Origin of the sequence: Bacillus sp. N12A5, from assembly GCF_026790125.1 — a bacterium.
GTDB lineage: Bacteria > Bacillota > Bacilli > Bacillales > Bacillaceae > Bacillus.
Window position 1 is genome coordinate 1 of the sequence record NZ_JALAMR010000022.1, and the last position, 17,216, is coordinate 17,216.

15 protein-coding genes, 2 tRNA genes, 3 pseudogenes and 1 riboswitch are annotated in these 17,216 nt (G+C 42.4%); of the genes and pseudogenes, 6 read left to right on the forward strand and 14 right to left on the reverse strand.

The window, feature by feature from the left end:
* Positions 1–151 precede the first annotated feature (151 nt).
* Positions 152–225: transfer RNA gene (locus MOC09_RS18885), tRNA-Gly, on the reverse strand.
* Positions 226–239: 14 nt separating this feature from the next.
* A tRNA-Arg gene (locus tag MOC09_RS18890) sits at positions 240–316 on the reverse strand.
* A gap of 335 nt (positions 317–651) precedes the next feature.
* Between MOC09_RS18890 and MOC09_RS18895 the strand changes: the two genes are divergently transcribed.
* Positions 652–1,506 (forward strand): manganese catalase family protein, encoded by an 855-nt coding sequence (locus MOC09_RS18895; protein WP_268358330.1) that lies wholly within the window; start codon positions 652–654, stop codon positions 1,504–1,506.
* A gap of 56 nt (positions 1,507–1,562) precedes the next feature.
* Here MOC09_RS18895 and MOC09_RS18900 read toward each other — a convergent pair whose 3' ends face one another.
* From MOC09_RS18900 to MOC09_RS18935, 8 genes are all read right to left on the reverse strand, one after another.
* On the reverse strand, positions 1,563–2,651 hold the full coding sequence (locus tag MOC09_RS18900) for a glycoside hydrolase family 26 protein (protein ID WP_268371520.1): 1,089 nt from the start codon (positions 2,649–2,651) through the stop codon (positions 1,563–1,565).
* 18 nt (positions 2,652–2,669) lie between these two features.
* Positions 2,670–3,617, reverse strand: a complete 948-nt coding sequence (gene manA, locus MOC09_RS18905; protein ID WP_268358332.1) for a mannose-6-phosphate isomerase, class I — start codon at positions 3,615–3,617, stop codon at positions 2,670–2,672.
* Positions 3,614–4,513: an ROK family protein gene (locus MOC09_RS18910; protein ID WP_268358334.1), complete on the reverse strand. Its 900-nt coding sequence runs from the start codon at positions 4,511–4,513 to the stop codon at positions 3,614–3,616. The genes manA and MOC09_RS18910 overlap by 4 nt, the downstream gene beginning before the upstream one ends.
* 28 nt (positions 4,514–4,541) lie before the next feature.
* Positions 4,542–5,255: a transcriptional regulator GmuR gene (gene gmuR / locus MOC09_RS18915; protein WP_268358335.1), complete on the reverse strand. Its 714-nt coding sequence runs from the start codon at positions 5,253–5,255 to the stop codon at positions 4,542–4,544.
* A 141-nt stretch (positions 5,256–5,396) separates the two neighbouring features.
* Positions 5,397–6,794, reverse strand: a complete 1,398-nt coding sequence (gene gmuD, locus MOC09_RS18920) for a 6-phospho-beta-glucosidase GmuD (RefSeq protein ID WP_268358336.1) — start codon at positions 6,792–6,794, stop codon at positions 5,397–5,399.
* A 17-nt stretch (positions 6,795–6,811) separates the two neighbouring features.
* Positions 6,812–8,140 carry a PTS cellobiose transporter subunit IIC gene (celB, locus tag MOC09_RS18925; RefSeq protein WP_268371521.1) on the reverse strand — a complete coding sequence of 443 codons (1,329 nt, stop codon included), beginning with the start codon at positions 8,138–8,140 and terminating at the stop codon, positions 6,812–6,814.
* A gap of 18 nt (positions 8,141–8,158) precedes the next feature.
* A complete protein-coding gene (locus MOC09_RS18930; RefSeq protein ID WP_268358340.1) occupies positions 8,159–8,491 on the reverse strand; it encodes a PTS lactose/cellobiose transporter subunit IIA in 333 nt (110 codons plus the stop codon).
* Positions 8,491–8,802 (reverse strand): PTS sugar transporter subunit IIB, encoded by a 312-nt coding sequence (locus MOC09_RS18935; protein WP_003240632.1) that lies wholly within the window; start codon positions 8,800–8,802, stop codon positions 8,491–8,493. The genes MOC09_RS18930 and MOC09_RS18935 overlap by 1 nt, the downstream gene beginning before the upstream one ends.
* A gap of 174 nt (positions 8,803–8,976) precedes the next feature.
* Positions 8,977–9,076: riboswitch (purine riboswitch) on the forward strand.
* Positions 9,077–9,130: 54 nt separating this feature from the next.
* Between MOC09_RS18935 and pbuE the strand changes: the two genes are divergently transcribed.
* Positions 9,131–10,297: a purine transporter PbuE gene (gene pbuE, locus MOC09_RS18940; RefSeq protein WP_268371523.1), complete on the forward strand. Its 1,167-nt coding sequence runs from the start codon at positions 9,131–9,133 to the stop codon at positions 10,295–10,297.
* 15 nt (positions 10,298–10,312) lie between these two features.
* Here pbuE and MOC09_RS18945 read toward each other — a convergent pair.
* Positions 10,313–10,928 (reverse strand): annotated as a pseudogene (locus MOC09_RS18945) (YdhK family protein).
* A 141-nt stretch (positions 10,929–11,069) separates the two neighbouring features.
* Positions 11,070–12,047 (reverse strand): HD domain-containing protein, encoded by a 978-nt coding sequence (locus MOC09_RS18950; protein ID WP_268371525.1) that lies wholly within the window; start codon positions 12,045–12,047, stop codon positions 11,070–11,072.
* A gap of 85 nt (positions 12,048–12,132) precedes the next feature.
* On the opposite strand from MOC09_RS18950, the pseudogene MOC09_RS18955 reads away from it, so the two are divergent.
* Both MOC09_RS18955 and MOC09_RS18960 read left to right on the forward strand, forming a co-directional pair.
* Positions 12,133–12,622, forward strand: a pseudogene (locus tag MOC09_RS18955) (GNAT family N-acetyltransferase).
* A 9-nt stretch (positions 12,623–12,631) separates the two neighbouring features.
* Positions 12,632–13,094 (forward strand): annotated as a pseudogene (locus tag MOC09_RS18960) (DUF4944 domain-containing protein).
* 105 nt (positions 13,095–13,199) lie between these two features.
* On the opposite strand, the gene MOC09_RS18965 reads toward MOC09_RS18960, so the two are convergent.
* Complete coding sequence (locus MOC09_RS18965; protein ID WP_268371526.1) at positions 13,200–13,571, reverse strand: iron chaperone; 372 nt, start codon at positions 13,569–13,571, stop codon at positions 13,200–13,202.
* 367 nt (positions 13,572–13,938) lie between these two features.
* Between MOC09_RS18965 and phoB the strand changes: the two genes are divergently transcribed.
* The gene (gene phoB / locus MOC09_RS18970) at positions 13,939–15,327 is read left to right on the forward strand and encodes an alkaline phosphatase PhoB (RefSeq protein ID WP_268371527.1); all 1,389 of its coding nucleotides are present in this window, start codon (positions 13,939–13,941) and stop codon (positions 15,325–15,327) included.
* A gap of 65 nt (positions 15,328–15,392) precedes the next feature.
* Positions 15,393–16,103, forward strand: coding sequence for a DUF4352 domain-containing protein (locus MOC09_RS18975; RefSeq protein WP_268371528.1), 711 nt, complete (start codon positions 15,393–15,395; stop codon positions 16,101–16,103).
* 597 nt (positions 16,104–16,700) lie between these two features.
* Here MOC09_RS18975 and MOC09_RS18980 read toward each other — a convergent pair.
* On the reverse strand, positions 16,701–17,216 hold a 516-nt coding region (locus MOC09_RS18980), incomplete at its 5' end, for a BclA C-terminal domain-containing protein (RefSeq protein WP_419901068.1).

The following is a 17,216-nucleotide window of genomic DNA, read 5'->3' on the forward strand; positions in this document are numbered from 1 at the left end:
TAAGTTCACCGCATCCTGCGGCGACACCTGTGTGACCTGCATCGTGCAGGCCTAGTTTGACTGACTACGCACATCGCTGTGCGATTTATAAAAAATGAATTAACAGGTACGTTTTGTCTTGTTTAGTTTTCAAAGATCATTCAATAAATAATGGAGCGGGTGATGAGAATCGAACTCACGACATCAGCTTGGAAGGCTGAGGTTTTACCACTAAACTACACCCGCGTGGTATTTTATATTGGCGCGCCCGAGAGGAGTCGAACCCCTAACCTTTTGATCCGTAGTCAAACGCTCTATCCAATTGAGCTACGGGCGCTTATCAAGCGACTTAACTATCATACTATCATTTGCAGTTGAAGTCAAGAAGTTTTTTTAAAATGTTTTTTTCGAAGTTCGAATTTTTTATTCGACTTTACTTATTATACACATTTTTAAAAACTTGTAAACACCTATGAAAAACTTTTTTTGTTTTCCGTGTTGTTGTGTGTGCTGTTCATCAGCGACGTTTAATAATATACCATGTGTGTTTTCTATGGTCAACACTTTTTTTATATTTTTTATTTGATTCTTTCATGCCTTGCATTTGTATATTTTATCTCCTTTTACAAAGGATATAAGAAACCAATCACTAAAAAAGAAATGAGGCATGTTATGTATTACTACAAAGAGGAATTAATAAATATCATTAAGCCAGATAAGCCAGACCCTGCAGCCGCTAAGGTACTGCAGGAAATATTGGGCGGACATTACGGTGAAATGCGTACGATGATGCAGTTTTTTTTCCAAAGCTCTAATTTCAGAGGAAAACAGAAACAGTACCGTGATCTGCTCCGTGGCATTTTTTTAGAAGAAATTGCCCACGTTGAATTGGTGCAAAACACAATTAATGCTTTATTAGATGAGTCAGGCGGAGAAGGCGTCGGCAGCCAAGGTGCAGATCAGGCTCCTCTTAACGAAGCGGTGAAGCATGCGAATCCTCATCATTATATTATTGGGGCGCAAAGTTCTCTTCCTGTTGATGCAGGGGGCAATCCTTGGAATGGGTCGTGGGTGTATAACCATGGAAACTTAATCACCGACCTGTTGGATAACTTGCTTCTTGAGTCAACAGGCGTGCTGCAAAAAACAAGGATTTATGAAATGAGTTCTAATCAGACGTTTCGGGAAACCCTTGCTTTTCTGATTGTACGCGACAACGCTCACCAGAATGCGTTTGCAAAAGCGCTCGAGACTTTGGGTGTTGAGTGGGCGAAGCTTCTTCCTGTACCGAATTATGATATTAATAAATACCCTGAGTGCAGAAAGTATGTCGAATTAGGCTATCATAATGTACAGTTTAACTTTAGGTTGGATGAAACAAGAATCGGTGAAATCTATCAAGGAACATCTCCAAGCCGAAATGGCGGAGAGTTACAAGTAATAGAACCTCCGGCAGGATTTCCTGTACCAGTACTTCCGGAAATGCCAAATGAACATAGTCCTGGGTTAGGCGATATGAATGCCTAATCAAGGTGTGAAGGTGCTCAAGAAACTTCTTGGGCACCTTCTAACATGTAGCTTATTTATTCAACGATTGGCGTTAAAGAATCACCGTTCCATATTTCTCCCTTGTTGAGTGTCCAGCTGTCATGATATAAAGCCGAAGCACCCTTGTTTACAGCCGGGCTCCACTCATCATTCCATGCCAGAAAGTAAATGGTGTTAGGATATTTTTGTTTTATTGCATTGATAAACAAGCTGTAATCAAAATTGCCATTTGCTGTTTGCGGGCCGACTTCAGTAAATGCAAATGGTTTATTAAGAGCCGTTAGCTGATCATATCCGCTAATTGAATAGGCATCTTGAAAATACGCATCCAGTCCGACAATATCCACGTAAGACGCACCCGGGTAAAAATCGGTTTTAAAGTCTCGGTTAGCGTCGGGAGAGTAAACCCAGAGCAAGTGATCTAGTCCTCTTGTATCGGTCATATAATGATAGATTTTCTTGTAGAGCTGTTTATAAAGGGAGATTCTTACATCATCCTTTTGATTATATGATGTAAGTCCCCACCAAAACCATTCACCGTTCATTTCATGCAGCGGCCTGAACAGAACAGGCACACCTTGGTTCTCTAATTCTTGAAGTCCGTCAGCAATTTTGCTGAGCATGGCATTCAGCCGCTTCCCTTCTGCTGTTGAAGAATCTAGTATGTTTTTATACTGATCGTTTGTAATCGGTGTTTTAAAATGTCCTGACTGAAAAGCCGGATTAGCCAGATGCATACTGATTTGCGGGATTCCACCGCTTTTCCAGTACGAAAGTAAATCGCTGTTGCAGCTTACATCTATCGAGTCTTCAATATTTGTCGTTTCAAGCCATCCTCTGGCATAATCACAGCCGTAAATAGCAGGTGATTGTCCGGCAGCGCTTCGGATTCTTTCAGCTTCAGCCATAGAAAATGTGTCATGACTGTACCCTCCAAACGCTCCAGAAAGGACTTTGTTTTCTGTTCGATTCGGCAGATGAGCCAGCCAATTCATCACTGATTTTGTTGTCTGCTGTGCATGAGGATTTACAGGCGGCACAGTGTGCGCTTCAATTGGTTTTGCCATAACAGCAGACGCTAGCAAAAAGAAAATGAGCAAAGAGATTGTATGTTTCTTAAACAAATGTCATTCCTCCAATCATTAAGGATGAGATATCATCAACTCACAAGTTCCTTCTATTGAAAACTCGCCAAAATTCGCAGGCAAAATAAAGTGTGAGCCTTTATTGCACTCATACTGAATACCATTATTTACGATTCGTCCTGATCCGTTCAGAACGCTTCCCAGCAAATAGGTTTGATGAGAAGGAAAAACAGCTCGGCCGCTAACCTTCCATTTGTACACTGAGAAATAATCTGATTGTACATAAACAGTGATCAACGCGTCACCATCTTCTTTCACTTCCGGTGTATGAACTGCATCGTTATGCGGTATCGTTATAACTTCCATGGCTTTTTCTATATGAAGAGTCCTTTTTTCGCCCTGGTCATTATACCGGTCATAATCGTATACGCGATAGGTTGTATCAGAGTTTTGCTGGATTTCAAGGACAAGGGTTCCCTCACATAAAGCATGGAGCGTACCGCTTGGGACATAAAAGAAATCCCCAGGCTTGATTTTGATGCGCCTCAGCAGCCCGTTCCAATCGCCGCTTTCCAATCGCCGTTTAAAATCATCCTTTGAGCGTGCGTGATGGCCCAAAATCAGTTCTGCGCCTTCTTTGCAATCAATAATATACCAGCACTCCGTTTTTCCGAGCTCGCCGTTTTCATGCAGGTTTGCATAATCATCATCAGGATGAACTTGCACGGAGAGATCCATATTGGCATCAAGCAGCTTTACCAGCAGCGGAAACACCTTTCCATCCGGAAAACCAAAAATCTCCGGATGATCTTGCCATACTTGGTCTAATGTCTTTCCTGCCAGCGGGCCGTTTTGAACAGCCGATGAACCATGGGCATGAGCAGAAACAGCCCAGCACTCTCCTATTTTTTCTGAAGGTATCGTGTAGCCGAATTTATCACGAAGCGCCGTTCCTCCCCATATCCTTTCTTTAAAGACAGGCTCCAAAAATAAGGGGTGCTTCATGACCGCACCTCCCCGGGTGCTGGTTCTGCTCGCAATGCCTGATCCGCTAAAACAAGCGCGCCAATGATACCCGCGTCACTGCCTAAACGCGGAGGCACAATATAATCGCATATATTCTCTGATAATTCCGAAAAATTCAAGTAGCTGTTCATGATTTTCGGGACATATTGATAAATATAAGGAAACACTTGTTTCTGCTTCATAACGCCGCCGCCAAGAATGATTTTTTCAGGTGCAAGGATCAAAATATACTGAGCCAGCGCTTGGGCAATATAATATCCTTCCAGTTCCCAGACCCGGGTTATTTCTGATAAATCAGCAGCTTTTTTTCCCCAGCGCGCTTCGATGGCAGGACCGGATGCCAAGCCTTCAAAGCAATCCTTGTGATATGGGCACTTCCCTTGGTATACATCATCAGGGTGGCGCCGGATATAAATATGGCCCATCTCTGGATGTGACAGCCCCTGAAGGAGCCGTCCCTCTACAATTGCTCCTGCACCAATGCCGGTGCCAACCGTCATATACAGGCAGCCGTCGAGATCCTTCGCTTCACCGAAAAGGAATTCACCAAGCGCCGCCGCGTTGACATCCGTATTGAATGCGACTGGGATTTTCATTTCATTTTTCACGGTCTGCAAAAAGGGAAAGTGTCTCCAGCCATCTTTCGGCGTGGCCGTAATGGTTCCATAGGTTTTACTGCTTTTATTAGTATCAGCGGGACCAAAGGAGCCGATGCCGATGGCCTGTAATGAGAATTGGCGAAAATATTGAAACACTTTCTCTAATGTTTCATCCGGCATCGTTGTCGGGATCTCTACTCGGTCAATGATCATTCCATCTTCTTTGCCGACAGCACAAACAAATTTTGTGCCGCCTGCTTCAATACCGCCAAGCATGCAGATGGCCTCCTTGTTATCTCCGCGATCAGCGCCGTATGTTTACTGAAGTGACGACAAATTTGTCATGCCGATGACGTGAAAAGGAATATTCAAATGGAATGCCGTTATCTAAGAAGCCCACATGTTCGACTTCCAGAATTGGATCATCCTGTTTACAGCCCAAATGCTGCTGGTCAATATGATCAGACTTACAGGCTCTGATCTTCCGATGCGTACCGGCGATTTTGAGCTGCAGCTCGTTTGTGATGTGGTTGTAGATCGAGTCATGAAGAACCTCATCATTAATGCCCGGTATTAAATGAGTCGGCATATATGTTTTTTCCAACACATAGGGCTCTCCTTCTACAATCCGCAGCCGTACGACATAATAAACCGGAGTTTTCTGATCAATAGATAAATGGGCAGCCACTTCCTCTGTGGGAAATTGCACTTCAAACTGAATGACCTTGCTTTTGATCTCCTTATCTTTCAGCAAGTTGGTCAATCCAAGGATTTCGTTGCTGACCACATGGACATGATCATCCTGTATCGCTGATTGAATAATGAACGTGCCGTGGCCCCGTTTTCTGAACAGCAGCCCTTCGGCAACTAAATTATCCAAGGCTCTTTTCATCGTCATGCGGCTTGAGTTGAACTCTTTGGCAAGTGATATTTCATCGGGAATCGGCTGATCGAGCGGATAGACGTTATTTTTGATTCTGTTTCTCATTTCATTTGCGATGATTTCATATTTATTCATTGGTATCCTCCGGCAGCTGTTAAAGTTTGATATCACATAAGCTTCTTTACGGATATCATAAGTTCTTTTCTCTGTTTCATCAATGTTGCGGCTGGCCGTTTATCTCTATTCATCATGATGATTGCCGGAAGATCTGTACATTTAGAAACCGTTTTGCTCAGCAACCTTTTTGAACCATTTTCCGCTCTTTTTGACGGTTCTTTCACCGTCTTTCTCGAGATTGACTGATACAAACCCGTATCGGTTTTTATAGGCATTTGTCCAAGACCAGTTGTCCATAAATGTCCATAAGTGATAGCCTTTTACATTTGATCCTTCCTGGATGGCACGGTGAATCCATTTGAGGTGCTCTTTTATAAATTCTATCCGGTAATCATCTTGAATGATGCCTTGTTCATCCCTGAAGCGTTCTTCGCCTTCGACCCCCATGCCGTTTTCAGAGATAAAACACTCGATGTTCCCGTAGTTTTCTTTTAAATTGATCAAAATATCATAAACGCCTTTTTCATAGATCTCCCAGCCGCGATGCGGATTCATTTTGCGCCCCGGCATGACGTAAGAATCAAAATACCTGTCCGGCAAAAATGGTGCGTCTGGATTCGGAAGATGTTCTTTTGCTTTTACACGTCTCGGCTGATAATAATTTACACCTAACAGATCAACCGTATTGTGTTTGATAATCTCAAGATCTTCTTTCTTATAGTCAGGCACAAAGCCTTCGCTCTTCAAAATGGTAACCAGCTCTTTTGGAAATTCTCCTTTGACAGATGGATCTAAAAAGGATCTGTTAAAAAACGCGTCCGCTATTTCCCCAGCTTTGACATCGGCCGGATGGCTGCTTCTCGGGTATGAAGGCGTCAAATTTAGGATGATGCCGATTTTTCCGTCCTGCTCCATCTCCCTGTAGGCCTGAATGGCACGGGCACTCGATAGCATTGTATGAAAACCGACCTGAACGGCTTCTTTAAAATCCACCTTGTTTGGATAATGAAAATCATATAAGTATCCGCCTTCTACGGGCACGATCGGTTCATTATGCGTGAACCATTTTTTCACCCGGTCACCAAACAAACGGAAGCACGTTCTTGCATAGTTTTCATAAGCGTCAACCGTTTCTCTGTTTAGCCAGCCGCCGATTTTTTGAAGTTCCATCGGCATATCGAAATGAAACAGATTGACAAAAGGTTCAACATCGTTTGCGATTAACTCATCAATGACATTATTATAGAAATCTGCGGCTTTCTCATTGATCTCGCCTGTTCCGCCCGGTATTAAACGCGACCAGGAAATCGACATCCGGAACGAGTTGTGGCCAAGCTCCTTCATCAGCCTGATATCTTCTTTATAGTTGTCGTAAAATTGAGATGTTGTTGCAGGTCCGACACGATCAAAAAAACGATGCGGTTCTTTTTCAAACCAATAATCCCATATATTCTGGCCTTTTCCGTCTCTGTCGGCGGCACCCTCCGTTTGTGTTGCTGAAGCGGATGATCCCCACCAAAAATCCTTTGGAAAACAATATTGTTCTGTTTGTGCCAAGTCTCTCTCCCCTTATGTCACATTTTAATGCTGTTATCATTTTTCTGAGCAGCTGTTTCCTGCACAGCCTGTTCTTTTTCTTTTACGAGATTTAATTTATCCATTGCTTTTAGGAACGGAAACCAGATCACGAAGACAATTAACAGATTGACAAGCTGCATGACGCCACCCATGATCGAGTTCGTTGCCATAATGCCATTAATGAATAATGGAACCGTCCACGGCACCGTTACACCGGTCGGCGGCGGAACGAGCCCCGCTGACATGGCCAGATAGGTGACGAGCGTAACAACCATCGGTGCCAACACCCAAGGCACAATAATGATTGGATTCATGACAATCGGAAGCCCGAAGATAATCGGTTCGTTCACGTTAAATATACCGGGAGCGAGGCCAAGTTTTGATACTTGCTTCATCTGCCTGCTTTTCATGAATATGAGAATGGTAAACACAACCGCAAGTGTCATCCCTGTACCGCCCATCCCAACGGTATAAATCTCCATAAACGGTTTTGAAATAATATGAGGAATTGCTTTTCCCGCTGTGTAAGCAGAAAGGTTTTCGACCTGCAGTGTATTCCAAATCGGGTCCATCACGGAGTTAATAATGATCTGTCCATGCAGTCCGAAAAACCAAAGAATTTGAATGAAAAACACGGCAATCAGCGTTGGAATGATACCGCTTCCAAGTCCGACAAGCGGAGCCTGAATTGCGTGATAAATGACGTCGTGCATATTTGTTTTAAATAGCAGCGTCACCAAAACATTAATCAGCAAAAATACGGTTAATGTGATAAAAGCCGGAATAAGTGCGGCGAATGATTTTGCAACAGCAGGCGGAACGCCGGCTGGCATTTTGATTGTCAGGTTTTTTTGAACGATTCTTCTGTAGATTTCGCCGGAAAGAAATGCCGTAATCATCCCAAGAAACATCCCTTTTGCACCGAGACGGTCGACCGGGATAACCCCTGTAATGGCATCTCCTGTTTCCGGCTGAACGATAAATGGCGTTAGGAGCAAAAAGGAAACCAAAGCGATCGCTCCGCCAAATACAGCTTCGACCTGATAGCTTTTTGACAGATAATAACCTATCCCGAAGACTACAAAGACAGACATAATGCTCATAGTCGCCGTAGACGCAATGCCGAAATGAGACTGAAACGATGTAAGCATTGAGGCGTTCATGATTTTGTTTAGAAACGGTAAATTCGTTAACACGACAAAAATGGACCCGAATATCGTAAGCGGGAAAGCCAGCATAAACGCATCACGCAGCACTTGCAAATAACGGTTATTGTTTAACCTCCCTGCAATTGGAACAAGGAATTGGCTGATTTTCTCGAACACCCTATCCACCCCGATTATTTATAGATTCTTTGTTTGAAAGAGATCAAGCAGTTCTTTCACTAGTTCTTTCATGGTCAATGTTGACATTAAATGATCCTCCGCATGCATAAGCAGCAAGGAGAAAGCGGCTGCTTCTCCGCCGGATTCTTTCTGTATCATTTGAAAGTGAATATCATGGGCCGCGGATAAATCTTGCTCAGCCTTGGCGATGAGCGCATCGGCCTCCTCCATGTTCCCTTCTTTATAAGTGCGCAGTGATTGTATGATGGCGCTGCGGGCATTGCCGCTGTGCAGGATAAGCTGAAAACTGATTTGTTCGTCTGTTAAATTCGTAATTTTCATCTGTTCCATTATTGATTCTCCATTAAGGACAATGCCTGCTCATATGCTTTTTTGCCATCTGCCATTCCGTAGGCCATCATGTCAATGACTTCAACCTGAATGTTGTATTGATCCGCCTCTTTTTGCAGTTCGCTTTTCAGAAAGCTCATTTGCGGTCCGATCAAAACAGCATCTGCCTTTTTCATGTCTTCTTTCGCCTTATCCTGGCCGACAGCCCAAATCTCTGCTTCTTCTCCGATGGATTGTGCATATTCCTTCATTTTTGTCACCAATAGACTGGTTGACATTCCTGAGCTGCACGCAAGTAAAATTTTTTTCAACTGCTATCCCCCCGTTATTAAAACGCTTACAATTTTTATTATAGTCATTTATTTTTAAATGTCTATACTTTTAGAAAATAAATACAATCATATATTTTCAGAGTTCATCGCTTTGTAAATTTTTCTATGGAAGATTCATTCATAATGTGTTACACTCATCAACGGAAACGACTCAATTAAATAGCTATGATCACTTGTATAACCTCAATAATATGGTTTGAGGGTGTCTACCAGGAACCGTAAAATCCTGATTACAAAAATTGTTTATAACTTTTTTTGTAATCAGGATTTTTTTATTTATCAAAACATTTCAGTAAAGGAGTTTGTTATGAATTTTAAAGTTTTCCTTCTTGCAGCTTCTACGATTGCAGTCGGATTGGTTGAGTTAATTGTGGGAGGAATTCTTCCTCAAATCGCAAATGATTTAGACATTTCTATTGTCTCAGCCGGGCAGCTGATCAGTGTGTTTGCACTGGGATATGCAGTGTCAGGGCCGCTGCTTTTGGCTTTGACTGCGAAGATTGAACGGAAGCGTTTATATTTAATTGCCTTATTTGTTTTCTTTCTTAGCAATCTTGTGGCCTACTTCAGCCCTAATTTTGCGACGCTGATGGTGTCAAGGGTATTGGCTGCGATGAGTACAGGGCTGATTGTTGTGCTTTCCTTAACGATCGCTCCGAAAATTGTAGCGCCTGAATACAGAGCGCGCGCCATCGGAATTATTTTTATGGGATTCAGCTCCGCTATCGCATTAGGCGTGCCGCTCGGAATCTTAATCAGCGATTCATTCGGATGGCGCATTTTGTTCCTTGGCATCGGACTTCTGGCGCTGGTCTCCATGCTGATTATTTCAATCTTCTTTGAAAAGATACCAGCGGAAAAAATGATTCCTTTCCGGGATCAGCTCAAGACGATTGGCAATCTGAAAATCGCGAGTTCACATCTCGTCACGATGTTTACATTAGCGGGGCATTATACGCTATACGCTTACTTTGCTCCGTTTTTAGAAGAGACTCTTCATCTGAGCTCATTCTGGGTCAGCATTTGTTATTTCCTTTTCGGGATATCCGCTGTATGCGGAGGCCCTTTCGGAGGAGCGCTTTCTGACCGGATTGGTTCCTTTAAGAGCATTTTGCTGGTAACTGGTTCCTTTGCCATTATTATGTTCTTACTGCCGCTGTCAACATCGTCTATGATTTTCTTTTTGCCTGTCATGGTGATTTGGGGTCTGCTAAGCTGGAGTCTCGCCCCGGCTCAGCAAAGCTATTTAATTGAAATTGCGCCAGATTCGTCTGACATTCAGCAAAGCTTTAACACATCTGCCCTTCAGGTCGGAATTGCCCTTGGCTCAGCCATTGGCGGTGTTGTTTTGGATCAGACAGGCACTGTGGTATCAAATGCTTGGTGCGGCGGATCAATTGTCATTATCGCTGTCCTGTTCGCCTTCATTTCTTTAACAAGACCTGTTCAGACAGCAAAAAAATCCTCCTTGTAAAAGGAGGATTTTTTATTATTTAGCTGAAAGCTCATCTTCGGTGACCCATTTGTGGTTTTTCACTTTTTCACCGCTTGTTGTCGATGTATAGTCAACCATGTATACAGTTGTTTTTTCGGCGGAGTCGATCTCAGCTGTCGCTCCCTTCATGCCTTTCATATGAGAAGCCTCTAAAATCACCTGATCTCCGGGTTGCAGCGTTTTATCTCCGGCATCTTTGATTTCTTCTTGGATCACCCATTTGTGATGGTCCACACGCTGTCCTCCGTTTGTCGGTGTGTAAGAGACAACATACGCCGTTGTATCATAGGCACCTGTCACTGTTGCTTCGGCACCCTTCATGCCTTTCATATGAGATGTATTGATCATCACTTGGCTGCCTACTTTATATTTCGGATGTTTAGATTCCTGTAATCCCTCTGGAACATCAGCTGATCCGGTATGCTCCATTTCATCATGTGATGAGGAGTCTGAATGATTGTCATGTGTGCTTTCTTTCGTACTGCTGTTATTGCCGCATGCCGATAAAACAAAAACAAGAGATAACATCAGAATTCCCAGTGCTTTTTTAGAGACGTTCATGGTCATTCTCCTTTGCTTCATTTTTACTGTCACTTTTGCCCGCAGACAATGAAAACATACCCTCTCGATAATACTATACCCCCGAATGGTATGTAAATACGCTGATATTCTCATAAAACGTTCCCGCAGTTTGTCCTATTCCCCTTGATTTGCATAGCCAAACATGAAAAAAGCCGCTGTTACGCGGCAATTAGTGATGTAACACCTTTATATACACACCTTTTTTTGCTTTTTGATAAGCGGCTTCTCCCATTTTTCTGACGTTTTCAGATACAGATGAAGCTTTAACCCATTCGTCATGATGAAAAATAGATGGATCGATGAGGCGCATTTTCTTCTTTTGATGGAAATCGTACTGGATGTCATCTTCTTTTACTTGGATGCGAGTATGAATATGCATAAGCGAGCTGAGTACTTCTTCATTTTTGGATGCATACAACATGTCAAGCACCTCTTGATCCGTTTTTAGCAGATCTTCTACAGATATGACATTGTGCCGCAGCGCAGCCTTTAACGTTCGTGCTAAATATTCATATCCAAATACATTCACGGGATGCAAAAAGAAATCAATTACTTCCTTGTAATACACCCCGACAAACCATTCGGCGGCTTCAATACCATCCGGAAACATCCTTCCGTTTCTCACAATTAGATGCTCCAAAAAGGTTTGTGCTTCTTGCAGACTAATGTATCCATATCGGTACATATCCCGCAGTGTATAGTCTATCCGATCGGCACACAGCTCCGGTGCAGGCTGTTCGAGCAATGTCCATCTCGTATCGCCTGATAAAAGTTCTTCGGTATCATAACCGTGTTTTTCTAAAATGCCCGGAATCTCAGAGTGGACAATGACTTGTTGAAAGATGTTTTCATGGTAGTCTTCCGCTTCATTTTCAAACACAACATCAACCACATGGGAAAAAGCCGTGTGTGACACATCGTGGAGCAGGCCTGCTATCTGTTCCTCTATTGTTCCTCCCAGCTGTTTGATGAGGAGCATCACGCCAATGGAGTGCTCATACCGGGTCACATCCCACCTTCGATTGACTAAAAAACTGGCTCCGCCTTGATAGATTCCTTTTAATCTTTGCACAGGAGCGCTCTTGATAAGCTCTTCCAGCACTCCGTCTATTTCGTGCTGTCCGTAAATGTCATCGTTGATGTTCATGCCTTCACCTCTACATCTATTTTCTTATTGTTATTTAATGTATATTGATAGTACACATCCAATCTTTCAATAGAGGAGTGTTACGATGATCATCATCCCAAACAATGAATTACCGAAACAGATGATGGCCGATTTTTTTGCCAAGCATTGGGGTACACCCGAGATGGTGATTTCCAGCGGCATTTTTCATTGTAATGAATTAGATGGTTATGCCGCTGTAGATAAGCGTGGGGAAATCATCGGTTGTATTACATACGTGATAGACGGCAAAGATTGTGACATTATTTCATTAGATAGTATCATTTGAAAACAAAGGGATCGGCACCGCTTTACTGCAGCAGGTGGAAGAGACAGCTACACATGCACACTGTCATCGAATCAAGCTTATCACAACGAATGATAATGTACAGGCAATGGCGTTTTATCAAAAGAGAGGCTATCAATTCGCCGCATTGTTTCCGAACGCAGTTGAAAAAGCGCGCCAAATCAAGCCAGAGATCCCTGAGAAAGCTGAAAACGGCATTGTCATTCGGGATGAAATCCTTTTCTCAAAGGTAATCAATGAAAACGAATAGGAGTTTTTTATGTCCAGTCATTATAAATACCCTCTCATTTTCATTATCGGCTTTCTGCTTGATCTTTTTTTCCTATCAGCTGATCCATCATGTGAGATTGGAATATCCTAAATGGCAGGGAGAAAGCAATGATCGAAATTGGGAAGCCGTGTTTTCCAGACATGAAGATGCACCAAATGAATACAGCGGCAATCTTTATTGGGTCGGTGATACAGATAAAGCAGACAGCACCTATATGGAATCACTGATTGTAAAAAAGGATGATGAGGTTCTGTTGAACTCTGATACAGAAATCCCCATACGAGATTATTCCGGCGGAACTTTTTGCGATGGAGGCGCAAAAGAGAAGTCCGTTTCTTTTTTAGAACGATTAGATGAACATGAGCTTGAAGGCCATGAGATTACGATTGAAGTGAAGTGGAAGCAAGGTGATCATTATTCCGCAAGTCAGTTTACGCTTAATGAAAACTAAAAGCAGTAATATCATTAAAAGGCATAACCCATTTCATATACCTAATAGGTTATGCCTTTCTTCTTTACAATGACATATCATTCTTCCCTATAGCTATTTGATTTTTCATTTCCGCCAAAAGGTGGAGCAGTCAGCCTTGTCCCGAATATTAAATTCAATCATTTTTTCAAGTAGCGGGTAATCAACTGGGCTATTCCAAGGGATACGTATCAGCTGCTTGGTATAGTCATATCCGGCCTTTACAATATCATCCTCTGCATGCCTTATCGTCACACTTTCAGGGGCGACAGCTAAATGCTTTTTAGATACACTAAAGCCAATAATAAATGTGCCATGATCCGTAAACATTGGTTGATTCCATTTTATTTCTTTATGTAAATTTGGATATTTATTTATTATCCAAGTCAACACTTCTTCTGTTCTTTCTCGGTGGAACGGGTCACCAATCCCCGCTAAATATTCAGAAAAAACATCCATGTTGTTCCCTCCTAAAATAAAATGATGCCGCAGAGAAGTTCATTTAAAGCTCAATACCGATCAGACACGTGCTTCATCAATACCCATTTCATGTAATACTTAACAGAATCCTGATTGTTCAAGAAGTAAGCGGATTGTTTCTACGTGACTATAGCAGTTAACTGTCCGCCTCCCCACAGCCAATATCTATCCTCCAATTTATTCTTTGGCACTATCGCTCTTTCCTTCTAAACTTCTGAATAGAGTTTAGCCAGCAGTTAATTCCTCTTGTAAATCCAATCTTTAAAATCGATTAATACTGGCTTAACACTTGAAAAATATAATGAGGTTGTCTTTCAGATTTATATATTTCTAGGAGGTTATCCAGTTGAAAAAATTCCCGAAGAAATTACTGCCTATCGCGGTTTTATCATCTATTGCGTTCAGCAGCTTAGCCAGCGGCAGTGTGCCTGAAGCCAGCGCCCAGGAAAAGAAAAAGGGGAATCAAAACGAAATTAAAAATGTGATCGTTCTGATTGGTGATGGTATGGGTGTGTCCTATACGTCTGCTCATCGTTATTTAAAAGATAATAAAAAGACAAAGTTTGTAGAGCCTACCGCTTTTGATCAATACCTGGTCGGCCAGCAAACGACTTATCCGGAAGATCCAGAACAAAACGTGACAGATTCTGCATCTGCAGCAACGGCTATGTCTGCCGGAATCAAAACATATAACAATGCGATTGCGGTGGATAACGACGGTTCAGAGGCCAAAACGGTACTTGAAGCGGCGAAAGAAAAAGGAAAATCAACAGGCCTTGTGGCCACTTCAGAGATTACACATGCTACTCCGGCTTCTTTCGGTTCACACGATCACAGCCGAAAAAATATGAACTCGATTGCCGATGATTATTTTGATGAAATGGTCAACGGCAAGCACAAAATTGATGTCCTTCTAGGCGGAGGCAAAAGCAATTTTGACCGCAAGGACCGCAATTTGATCAAGGAATTCAAAAAAGCGGGATACAGCTATGTGGATAACCGCAAGGACATGCTGAAAAATAAAGACAGCCAAGTTCTCGGCCTATTCGCTGACGGCGGCCTGCCTAAAAAGATTGACCGCACAAAGGATATTCCTTCTTTAAAAGATATGACAAACACAGCGATTAAAAAATTAAGCAAGGATAAAGACGGGTTCTTCCTCATGGTGGAAGGCAGCCAGATTGACTGGGCGGGCCACGACAATGATATTGTCGGCGCCATGAGTGAGATGGAAGATTTTGAACAAGCCTATAAAGCGGCTATTGACTTCGCCAAAAAGGACAAGCACACCTTGGTTGTCGCAACGGCTGACCACTCAACCGGCGGATATTCCATCGGTGCGGACGGCATCTACAACTGGTTCAGTGAACCCATTAAAGCAGCTAAGCGCACACCTGACTTTATGGCAGAAAAAATCGCTGACGGCGCAAATGTTGAAAAAACATTAAAAACGTATATTGACCAAAAGAAATTAGCCTTAACTGAATCAGAAATTCAATCTGTTGAAAAAGCTGCAAAAACGAAGGAAGTGCTTGAAATCGATAATGCAATCGAGAACATTTTCAATAAGCGCTCCCACACCGGCTGGACGACAGGCGGACATACCGGTGAGGATGTTCCCGTCTATGCGTACGGGCCATCTAGCGAGGACTTTGCAGGCCAAATTGATAATACTCAAATCGCCAAAAATGTTTTCAGCGCTTTACAATACAACATTAAGATTAACGATAAGTAAAAGAATACAAGGTGTCCCGTTGCTTGTATGAAGTAACGGGCTCTCTTTTTAATGGAGGAATCATCATGAGAGGAATTCTTTCGATCTTCGTTTTTATCGTCGTGCTTGCGGGCTGCTCATCAAATGCCAGTACAGAAAAACAAAGCACGGGCGGAGAGCAAGCGGTAAAAGCCACACCACAAAGCACGTCATCTCAAAAAGACAGTATAGAAGAGTATCAGCCTAATTCCCAAGTGACCGATGACCGGTCATTGCAAAAAGTTGGCCAAACGTTTTCTGATGACAAGGGAAAAGCGGTTTTAAAGGATATCAAGCAAGTAAACCAAACATATAAGATTGGCGACGTGGAGCTAACAGTAAAAGAAATGAAGCTGATCCATTTGCGCCCGGATTACAGCATGATTGATTATTTTCATGTGTTAACACACGATGAAGAGTTTGATTTCGTTAAGGTCTTTGTTGACATCAAAAACACATCTTCAAAGAAAGTAAATGTTGCGCCGATTGCCTTGATGAAAACAAATACAGGGGAAACGTTTGATTGGAACAAAGATATTTATCTTGAAGAGTTAAATGGCGAATTGGAGGGCGGAGCCGAAAAGTCCGGAAATCTCGGCTTTATCGTGAACGCATCAAACGCCCATACGCATGACAAAGATGCTGATGATAAGAAGAAAGAAAAAGAGATCGAGTGGATTGAAATTACAACAAGTGACGTCTTTGACCAGAACCATAAGAAAATCAGTGATGCTCAAAAGATCAAAATTGAATTTTAACGATTGCCTTCCAACACGGAAGGTTTTTTTATCGGTTAAGTTAAACAGTCACCTTGCATGCCAATTTGATATGATCTTATTTTTTGGTGAAAATAGAATAATTCATCTGTTCATCAAGCCCTACTTTTGAGCTGGTTTTATCGATTGTAAATTGTTAACTTCACTATCCTATCTTGGTGATGGCATATCCAAAACGTTTAGTTGAGCTGTTTGTAGTCGTTTCTTCGTCAATTCTTTTTATAGTGCAATCTTTAGATGCTGTAAACCCTGTTTAACCGATTAAAAGAAAAGGTATATCTTCTCATTTCTACGATATCGATTTTTAGTGTTTTACGCCCCCTATCCCAGTTATCACTTGAAGGAATTAAAGTAAATCGAACTTCTTTTTCTTTCCTATAGTGATAAATGTCTATCAGTGAGTTATGAAATTCAGTATTTTTCTCTTCTCCCCATACAAAATAAATACCTGAGATAAAAAGAACTTGGTTCGTTTGTATGATTAACATAAATCAGATCAAAAAAAAGCACTGCTGAAGTATTAAGTACTAGTAAAATAAATAGAGTACTTTTTGTTTGTTCATGACACAGTGCTGATTGTTAATCTAATTTTTTAATTACAATTGAAGCGTTTACGTTAGTTTGTGTCCCTCCTGCCAAAGTCTGCAGAGTCACTGCGGCAGCGGAAGTATGATTTCGAAGAGTCAGAACATCGCCAGCTGCTATTGCTATTATAGCCTGACCATTGTTTTGCTGAGTACCTGCACCTGAACCGTAGACTGTATTCGTAATCGGCGCACCATTTAAAAATAGTGTGAATTGGTTAGGTTCTACTCCCGAAACAGAAAAAGTGACCTCATAGTCTCCCGGAGTGGTAATTGCAATTTGAGAAGTTCCGGGGGCATGTGTAATTCCTGGGGTGGTTATCCCTGTTGAATCAAAAATGACATCAGCCTCTATAGCTACCGTTTGAGCGCTTAAGTTATATATATACCCGTATTCGGATAACCCAGCTGCTCCTGTGCCAGTGGCTCCCGTGGCTCCCGTAGCTCCCGTGGCTCCGGCTAGTCCGGCGTCCCCGGTAGCTCCTGTGGCTCCTGTCGCTCCTGTGGCTCC